The following is a 6,981-nucleotide window of genomic DNA, read 5'->3' as shown; positions in this document are numbered from 1 at the left end:
CGCCGCCCACGCCGACCTCCTGCGCCCCTGATCCCGGCCGGGACCGTCGGGGCCGTCATCGGTCGGCGTTCGCCCCGGCGGACGGGTTCCGCATGCCCCCAGGGCACGACGACGCCCGGGCGGTCGGGCCGCCCGGGCGTCGTCGGTCCGGTCAGTTCCGGCCGCGCTCGGCGCGGTAGCGGCGGATCAGCTCGGCGGTGGACGTGTCCACGTCGGCCAGGTCCGGGTCGGGGCCGGTCAGCTTCGGCGCGAGCTGGTTGGCCATGACCTTGCCCAACTCCACGCCCCACTGGTCGAAGGCGTTGATGTCCCAGACCGCGGCCTCGGTGAAGACGATGTGCTCGTAGAGCGCGATCAGCTGGCCCAGCGTGGCCGGGGTGAGCTTCGGCGCCAGGATCGAGGTGGTCGGGTGGTTGCCCGCCATCACCCGGTGCGGCACCACCTCGGGCGCGGTGCCCTCCGCCTCCACCTGCTCGCGGGTCCGCCCGAAGGCCAGCGCGGCGGTCTGGGCGAAGAAGTTCGACATGAACAGGTCGTGCATGTCGCCCAGGTCGTGGTTGGGCCGGCTGAACGCGATGAAGTCCGCCGGGACCAACCGGGTGCCCTGGTGGATGAGCTGGTAGAACGCGTGCTGCCCGTTGGTGCCGGGTTCACCCCAGAAGATCTCCCCGGTCGGGTACGTGACCGGGGCGCCGTCGACGCGGACCGACTTGCCGTTGCTCTCCATGGTCAACTGCTGGAGGTAGGCCGGGAACCGGTGCAGGTACTGCGCGTACGGCAGCACGGCGTGGGTCTCCGCGCCGAGGAAGTCGGTGTACCAGACGTTGAGCAGGCCGAGCAGCGCCGGCACGTTGCGCTCGACCGGGGTGGACCGGAAGTGCTCGTCGACCGCGTGGTAGCCGGCCAGCATCTCGCGGAACCGGTCCGGCCCGATCGCGAGCATCACCGACAGCCCGACCGCCGAGGGCAGCGAGTATCGTCCACCCACCCAGTCCCAGAAGCCGAACATGTTCTCCGGGTCGATGCCGAAGTCGCGGACCCGCTGCTCGTTGGTGCTGACCGCGACGAAGTGCCGGGCCACCGCGTCGTCGTCGGCGTCCAGCCCGGCGAGCAGCCAGCGCCGCGCCTGGTCGGCGTTGGCCAGCGTCTCCTGGGTGGAGAACGTCTTCGACACCACCACGAACAGGGTGCGGGCGGGGTCCAGGTCGGCGGTCTTGTCGTGGATGTCGGTCGGGTCGATGTTGGACACGAACCGGCAGCTGATGCCCGCGTCCCGGTACGCCTTGAGTGCCTCGTACGCCATCACCGGGCCCAGGTCCGACCCGCCGATGCCGATGTTCACCACGGTGGTGATGCGCTCGCCGGTGTGACCGCGCCACGAGCCGGAGCGCACCCGCTGCGCGAAGGCGGACATCCGGTCCAGCACGGCGTGCACGTCGGCGACGACGTCCTGGCCGTCCACGGTGAGCGAGGCGTCCCGGGGCAGCCGCAGCGCGGTGTGCAGCACGGCCCGGTCCTCGGTGACGTTGATGTGCCGCCCGGCGAACATGGCCGCGATCTTCTCGGTCAGGCCGACCCGCTCGGCCAGCGCGGCGAGCAGCGCGACCGTCTCGTCGGTGACCAGGTTCTTGCTGTAGTCCACGTGCAGGTCGGCGACCTCACCGGCGAGCCGTTCGCCCCGCTGCCCGTCGGCGGCGAAGAGGTCGCGCAGGTGGGTGCCGCGCATCGCCTCGGCGTGCTTGCGCAGCGCCTGCCATTCGTCCGTGGTGGTGACGTCCACAGCCATCGGGTCGATCTTCTCCTTCGCGACGGGGGCGGTCACGGGCCCGCGCCCGCGACCCCACCAGCCTGCCACCCGGGGCCGGTACGCGCGACGCGACGCGACATCGCCCACCCTGTGGGCAGGTGCCGGGCGGCGCGGACACGCCGTTGCGACGTCTGTTCGACACGCCGGTCACTGGCTGACATCCTGACGTCGCTCACAGTAAGCTCCTGCTGCTTCGATCGTGTGCGGAGGAGGTGCCATGGCCGGGGTGATCCCCCCTCGATCCCCGTCCGACCCGGACGAGCCGCTCCCGGACGAGCCGCTCCCGGAGCTGGCTGACCCGCACTGGATGCACCGTGCCACCGAACTCGCCCACACCGGCTTCTGGTCGGTGGCGCGGCGACTTCCCGCGCTGGTCCGCGAGGCGATCGCCCTGGGCTGGGCGACCAGTCGACGGGACACCGCGGCGTCACTCGGTCTCAACGTCGCCGCCGGCGTGCTCACCACCCTTGGTCTGCTCGCCACCACCGGCGTGCTGCACCAGCTCTTCGCGGCCGGTCCGACGCCGGGGCGGATCCGGGCGGCGCTGCCGGCCCTGGCGCTGGCCGCGGCGGCCGTCACCGCACGGGGCGCGCTGACCATCGCCGCCGGCTGGGCGCAGGCCCGGCTCATCCCGCAGATCAACTACACGGTGGAGCGGCGGCTGTTCGAGACCACCTCGGTGGTGGAACTGGCGGCGTTCGACGACGCGGGCTTCGCCGAGGAGATGGACCGCGCCCGCGACCGCGGTCTGGTCGAGGCCGGCTCGCTGGTCAACGACACGGTCAACCTGGTCACCGGCGTGGTCGGCGTGGCGGCCACCGCCGCCGCGGTGACCATCATCCACCCGTCGCTGCTGCCGTGCCTGCTCGTCGCCGCCGCCCCGGAGGCGGTCACCGCGGTGCGGATGGCCCGCCGCCAGCACATCGACTGGCTCGCCCGGATCACCCGCCGTCGCCGCAAGTGGATGCTCGGTGACCTGATGGCCAACCGCCACACCGCCGCCGAGATACGCGCCTACCAGATGCGCGACTTCCTGCTCTCGGAATACCGCCTGATGACCCGGCTGGAGACCCGGGCCGAGCTGCGGCTGGCCCGCGCGCAGACGATCACCCGGGCGATCGGCCTGTCCGTCACCGGGGTCGCCACGTTCGGGCTCTACCTGGTGCTCGGCGCGTTGCTGATGGGCGGCGTGGTCGCCCTCGCGGCGGCGGCCACCGCGCTGCTCGCCCTCCAGTTTGCCCGCACCAGCCTGCGCACCACGATCTTCGCCACCAACTCGCTGTACGAGGACGCCCTCTACTACCAGGACTACCGCGACTTCCTCGACCGGGCCGGGCGGCGGGTGCCGACCGGCGGGCAGCGACCGGTCGACGGGTTCGCGCGCATCGACCTCGACCGGGTCAGCCTGCGCTACCCGGACACCGAGGGCGCCGCCGTCGACGAGGTCAGCCTCACCATCCGGCGCGGCGAGGTGGTCGCGTTGGTGGGCGAGAACGGTTCCGGCAAGACCACGCTGGCGAAGCTGATCGCCGGGCTCTACCGGCCCACCGGCGGCGCCATCCGCTGGGACGGCGTGGACGCCGCCGAGCTGGACCCGCGCCAGGTCGCCGCCCAGGTGGCGGTGATGAGCCAGGACTGGTGGAAGTTCCCGTTCACGGCCCGGCAGAACATCCGGGTCGGCCGGCACGACCGGGCCGACGGGCCCGGCCCGAGCGTCGAGGCCGCCGCCCGGGAGGCCGCCGCGCACGACATGATCAGCGAACTCCCCTTCGGGTACGACACACTGCTGGACCGGCAGTTCAAGGACGGGCAGGACCTGTCCGGCGGCCAGTGGCAGCGACTGGTGGCCGCCCGGGGCCTCTACCGGGACGCCCGACTGCTGATCTGCGACGAACCCTCCGCCGCGCTGGACGCGCGGGCCGAGCACGCGCTCTTCCACCACCTGCGGCGGCACCCCGACCGGGCCGTCGTCCTGATCACCCACCGGCTGGCGAACGTCCGGCACGCCGACCAGATCTTCGTCCTCGACCACGGCCGGCTCGTGCAGCACGGCGACCACGACGCGCTGATGGCCCAGGACGGGCCCTACCGGGAGCTGTTCGAACTCCAGGCCGCCGGCTATCTGGCCGGCGCGGGGGAGGCCGCCACCGACCGTTGACCTCCAGTGCACTCGAACTCCTACGGTGACCGGACCGGCCGCCGCCCGGTCAGTGCGGCGTCACCCACCAGGGAGTCCACATGCGCTACCGCGTCCTCGGCGGCACCGGCATCGAGGTCAGCGTCCACTGCCTCGGCACGATGATGTTCGGTGCCGTCGGCAACCCCGACCACGACGACTGCGCCCGCATCGTGCACGCGGCGCTCGACCGCGGCGTCAACATGGTGGACACCGCCGACATGTACTCGGCGGGCGAGTCGGAGGTGATCGTCGGCAAGGCGTTGCGAGGTCGGCGCGACGACGTGGTCCTCGCCACGAAGGTGCACTTCCCGATGGGCGAGGGACCCAATCGGGGCGGCAACTCGCGCCGGTGGATCGTCCGGGCCGTCGAGGACAGCCTGCGCCGGCTCGGCACCGACTGGATCGACCTCTACCAGGTGCACCGCCCCGACCACACCACCGACGTCGAGGAGACGCTCGCGGCGCTCACCGACCTGGTCCGGGCCGGCAAGATCCGGGCGTTCGGCTGCTCGACGTTCCCGGCCGAGGAGATCGTGGAGGCACACCACGTCGCCGAACGGCGCGCGCTCGGCCGGTTCCGCACCGAGCAGCCGCCGTACTCGATCCTGGCCCGGGGGATCGAGGCGTCGGTGCTGCCGGTGTGCCGGCGCTACCGGATGGGCGTGCTGGTGTGGAGCCCGCTGGCCTCCGGCTTCCTGTCCGGACGGTACCGGCAGGGCCGGCCGGTGGACCTCACCTCGGGCCGCCCCGCGCGCACCCCGGCCCGGTTCGACCCGGCGCTGCCCGGCAACGACGCCAAGTACGCCGCCGTCGAGCACCTCGTCGCGCTCGCCGACGAGGTCGGGTGCACGCTGCCGCAGCTAGCCGTGGCGTTCACCGCCGCGCACCCCGCGGTCACCTCGACCATCATCGGACCGCGCACGATGGAGCAACTGGACGCGCTGCTGGCGGGGGCGGCGCTGACGCTCGACGACGCGGTGCTCGACCGGATCGACGAGATCGTCCCGCCCGGCGTCGACCTCTACCCGCCGGACGGCGTCTGGTCCCCGCCGGCCCTCACCGACCCGGCGCAGCGCCGCCGCCCGACGGCGGAGCGCGCCGCCGCCTGACCACCCACGGGGTACCCGTTTCGCCCGATCGCCACCGCCACGCGGCGAAGAGCTCCGGCCGCTTGACGGTGCCCTGGCCCCACCGCCAGGCCGGCACCTCCAGCACACCCCTGTCCAGCCCGCTTCCGTGCAGAGATCTTGGTAGGAAACGGCCCCTGTAGGGGCCCTTTGCTACCAAGATCTACGCGAGTCCTGTCCGCTGGGACGCCTTTCCTGAGATGCGGGCGGGAAGTCGGTCGGTGTTGCTGCGGGTGGCAGCGCGCGGGGGTGGTGAAGCGGACGGATGGTTGCTGGGGAGAGCGGGCTGGGGCAGGATCGCCGGAATGCTCCGCCTTCGCCCTCGCCACGCCGCCGTCGTCGCCGTGCTGGCCCTGGTCACCGCTGGTTGCTCCACGTCCGGCAGCGATCCCGCCGCATCCGGGGAGGGCGCAGCCGGCACCGCCACCTCCGGCACCGCAACGTCCGGCGCCGCGCCCGGCGTCACCGTCCCGCCCGGCGGCGCCGCCACGACATCGGAAAGGTCGCCGGTGCCCGCCGCGCGGACCGGGATCGGGGCCCGGCCGAGCGCGGGAGCCGGGGCGTGCACCGTCTTCCCGGCCGACAACGTCTGGCACGCCGACGTCTCCCGGTTGCCGGTCCACGCCCGGTCGGCCGCGATGGTCGGCGCGATCGGCGCCGGCGCGACCGTGCACGCCGACTTCGGCTCCGGGACGTGGGCGGGCGCGCCGATCGGCATCCCGGTCACCGTCGTCCCGGCCGGGCAGCGGCGGGTGCCGGTCACCTTCGGGTACGCCGACGAGAGCGACCCCGGGCCGTACCCGATCCCGCCGGACGCGAAGGTCGAGGGTGGGCCGTCGGGCACCGGTGACCGGCACGTGATCGTCTGGGACCGGAGTGCCTGCCGGGCGTACGAGCTGTTCGACGCGCACCGGTCCGGGGCCGGGTGGCGGGCCGGCTCGGGTGCGGTGTTCGACCTGCGCTCCAACCGGATGCGCCGGGCCGGCTGGACCTCCGCCGATGCGGCCGGGCTGTCCGTGCTGGCCGGGCTGGTGCGCTACGACGAGGTGGCGGCCGGCCGGATCGACCACGCGATCCGGGTCACCGTGCCGCGTACCCGCACCGGCTGGACGTGGCCGGCCAGCCACTCCGCCTCGTCGGCCACCGACCCGACGTTGCCGCAGCTCGGCCAGCGGCTGCGGCTCAAGCGTTCGGTCGACCTGTCGGGGCTGCCGCGGCAGGCCCGGATCGTGGCCGAGGCGATGCGTCGACACGGGCTGATCGTGGCCGACCACGGCTCCGCCTGGTTCATCTCCGGCGCGCCGGATCCGCGCTGGGACAACGACGCCCTGCACGCGCTGGACCGCCTGCGCGGCAGCGACTTCGAGGTGGTGGACGTCGCCGGCCTGAGGGCCGACCCGGCGTCGGCCGCCACCCGCTGAGCGGACCGCCGCCGGGAACCCGGTCGACGCCGCGCGGTCGGGTCTCCACACTGTCCGGATGGAACACCGTGACCTGGTCCGGGTGAGCAAGCGCATCTCGCTGGCGCTGCGCCACCGCCCCGACCGGTTTCAGCTGACGCTCGACCGGGCCGGCTGGACGCCCGTCGCCGACCTGCTCGCCGCGCTGCGGATCAGCCGCGCCGACCTCGACGCCGTGGTGGCCGGCAACGACAAGCAGCGTTTCGCCGTCGAGGCCGGCCCGGACGGGGTCGACCGGATCCGCGCCAACCAGGGGCACTCCGTCCCGGTCGACCTCGGCCTGACCCCGGCCACGCCGCCGGACCGGCTCTTCCACGGCACCGCCGAGGACGTGCTGCCCGCCATCCGGGCCGAGGGGCTGCGCCGGGGGCGCCGGCACCACGTACACCTGTCGCCGGACGTGGCGAC

General features: G+C 73.6%; 5 protein-coding genes. 4 read left to right on the top strand and 1 reads right to left on the bottom strand.

The features are described from left to right. Positions 1 to 151 precede the first annotated feature (151 nt). Entirely contained in the window at positions 152 to 1,786 is a 1,635-nt protein-coding gene (gene pgi / locus HUW36_RS21920) for a glucose-6-phosphate isomerase (RefSeq protein ID WP_174529895.1), read from the bottom strand. A 238-nt stretch (positions 1,787 to 2,024) separates the two neighbouring features. On the opposite strand from pgi, the gene HUW36_RS21915 reads away from it, so the two are divergent. From HUW36_RS21915 to HUW36_RS21900, 4 genes are all read left to right on the top strand, one after another. Beyond that, positions 2,025 to 3,965 (top strand): ABC transporter ATP-binding protein, encoded by a 1,941-nt coding sequence (locus tag HUW36_RS21915; protein WP_174529893.1) that lies wholly within the window; start codon positions 2,025 to 2,027, stop codon positions 3,963 to 3,965. An 80-nt stretch (positions 3,966 to 4,045) separates the two neighbouring features. After that, positions 4,046 to 5,095, top strand: a complete 1,050-nt coding sequence (locus tag HUW36_RS21910; protein WP_174529892.1) for an aldo/keto reductase — start codon at positions 4,046 to 4,048, stop codon at positions 5,093 to 5,095. Positions 5,096 to 5,418: 323 nt separating this feature from the next. Further along, complete coding sequence (locus HUW36_RS21905) at positions 5,419 to 6,534, top strand: hypothetical protein (RefSeq protein WP_217428847.1); 1,116 nt, start codon at positions 5,419 to 5,421, stop codon at positions 6,532 to 6,534. Positions 6,535 to 6,592: 58 nt separating this feature from the next. Then, on the top strand, positions 6,593 to 6,981 hold a 389-nt coding region (locus HUW36_RS21900), incomplete at its 3' end, for an RNA 2'-phosphotransferase (protein ID WP_174529891.1).

The sequence above is a fragment of the Micromonospora maritima genome (assembly GCF_902825405.1).
In the GTDB taxonomy this organism is placed as follows: Bacteria; Actinomycetota; Actinomycetes; order Mycobacteriales; family Micromonosporaceae; genus Micromonospora; species Micromonospora maritima.
Note: the sequence above shows the minus strand (reverse complement) of the source record. Positions and strands in the feature narration are given on the sequence as shown.